This is a genomic window from Streptomyces sparsus (genome assembly GCF_054776295.1).
In genome coordinates, this window is record NZ_BAAHCA010000864.1 from 1 (window position 1) to 2,084 (window position 2,084).

The 2,084-nt window shown below is 75.8% G+C and carries 1 protein-coding gene and 1 pseudogene; both read right to left on the bottom strand.

Annotated features, from left to right (window positions below; genetic code table 11):
* Window positions 1-763 (bottom strand): annotated as a pseudogene (locus tag ACYVE9_RS24270) (serine protease); the annotation flags it as partial.
* 364 nt (window positions 764-1,127) lie between these two features.
* Complete coding sequence (gene truB, locus ACYVE9_RS24275) at window positions 1,128-1,991, bottom strand: tRNA pseudouridine(55) synthase TruB (RefSeq protein WP_461030032.1); 864 nt, start codon at window positions 1,989-1,991, stop codon at window positions 1,128-1,130.
* Window positions 1,992-2,084 lie beyond the last annotated feature (93 nt).

Consider the following 2,084-nt stretch of genomic DNA (forward strand, 5'->3'; position numbering starts at 1 on the left):
CGGGGTCGCCGATCAGGGCGAGCACTCCGGCGCTGCCGGAGGTGAAGGCGGCCAGCTCGGCGCTGATGGCGGGCCGCTCGACCCGTTCGGACGCCGGTGTGCGCGGGGGCGGGACCGTCCTGGCGGCCAGGGCGAGCACTCCCGCGAGGTTGAGGTCGGTGCCGAAGCCGGGTGCGGCGTCGCCGTTGCGGCCGAGCACGTCGCGCAGGGGCGCCGGGTGCAGCGGGTCCCGGATGGGGACGGCGAGCCCTCGGTGGCCCGGGCAGAGCAGCGCGGTCGAGAGCACGGCGAGTACGGCACCGGTGTCCACGTCGAGCACGGGTGAGCCGGTGACCGTGCGGCTCCGCCGCAGGGCCGCCGCCGTCGCTTCGGGAAGTTCGAGGCGCAGCACCGATCCGAGCACGTGGTGGCCGTCGGTGGAGGTGTAGGCGGCTTCGGTGGTGTCGCCGAGCGTGGTCTCGACCCACTCGCCGGCCCAGAACCGCACCCGGGTGCCGGGGGGCCGTTCGGTGCCGATGACGGGTGGCGGTCCGGTGAGCGTGGTGGCCCGGACGAGCGCGAGGTCGCACTCGGGGAACGTGGTGAGGTCCGCCGCGTCCGCGAGGTGCGTGCGGCCGTCGGCCGTGTGCAGCAGCATCTCGTGCAGGCCGTCGACGGCCTCGTGGGTGGTGATCAGGGTGCCCGTGCCGTCGGCGACGAACCCGGCGCCGCGGGGTCGCCCGGCCCGGTCGCAGATCCGCACCGGCACGGCGTCCGCGGGCATCGCGAACGGCGTGGGTGCCGGCGTCACCGACATCGCTGGTACTCACCACCCCGTCTCGTCCGGATCGACGGTAGGCGGCGGGGGCCCGCCGGGGCCAGCGCCCGAGGGCAACGCGCCCCGGGCGCGCCCGGAGTTCACTCCGAGCGCCTGCCCAATGGGGTGAACGTGCAGGCCGGGGCACGCGACGGACGGAACCGTGTGACGTGCCCCGGCCGGGCGGGTGCGCGGGCGGGACGGGCAGATCTGAGGGGGCCGTCGAACAGCCCCAGAACGGCCCCACGGACCTGGGCCGCCCCACGGGCCCCGGGCCCGTCAGCCGGGAACGGACCGGCACCGTCGGCAGGCCCGGGGCCTGCGGACGGCCTCAGACGAAAACGGCGAGGCTCTTGGCCCGGCCGTGGTGCGGCTCGACCAGGGCGAGCAGCCGGTCCTGCGGGCCGAACGCGGCGATCGGGCCGGACGGCAGTTCGGGCATGTCGAGGCGGACGCCGTTGGCCAGCAGCCGGGCCTGCCGCTCGTCCACGTCCCAGCGCGGGAACGCCTTCGCCGCGGCCTCGTTGAGCGGCATCGGGGCCAGCTCCTCCTGGAGCTGCTCCAGCGTGCGCGCCGAGCCGACGCCGTAGGGGCCGACGCGGGTGCGGCGCAGCGCGGTCAGGTGGCCGCCCACTCCGAGCGCGGCGCCGATGTCGCGGGCGATGGCCCGCACGTAGGTGCCGGACGAGCAGACGAGGGAGACCAGCAGGTCGAGCACCGGGGTGCCGTCCTCGGCGGTCTGCTCGCGGACGTCGTGGACGTGGAAGGCGGAGACCGTGACGGGACGGGCGGCCAGTTCGAACTCCTCACCCTCACGGACCCGGGCGTAGCTGCGCTTGCCGTCGACCTTGATGGCGCTGACCTTGGACGGCACCTGCTGGATGGCGCCCGTCTGGGCGGCGACGGCCGCGTCGACGGCTTCGCGGGTGACGCCGGTGGCCGGTACGGACGAGGTGAGTTCCCCCTCGGCGTCGTCGGTCACCGTGGTCTGCCCGAGCCGGATCGTCGCGACGTACTCCTTCTCGGTGAGGGCGAGGTGCCCGAGCAGTTTGGTGCCGCGGCCGAGGCCGAGCACCAGCACACCGGTCGCCATCGGGTCCAGCGTTCCGGCATGGCCCACCCGGCGGGTGCGGGCGATGCCGCGCATCTTGGCGACCACGTCGTGGGACGTGAAGCCGGCCGGTTTGTCCACCACAAGAAGGCCGTCGGGTCCGGTCTCGGCCGGCCCGCGGCTCTTCCCCCGCGACGGCCGTCCGCCGCCCGCCGCCCGGGGGCGGCCGGCTGCGCG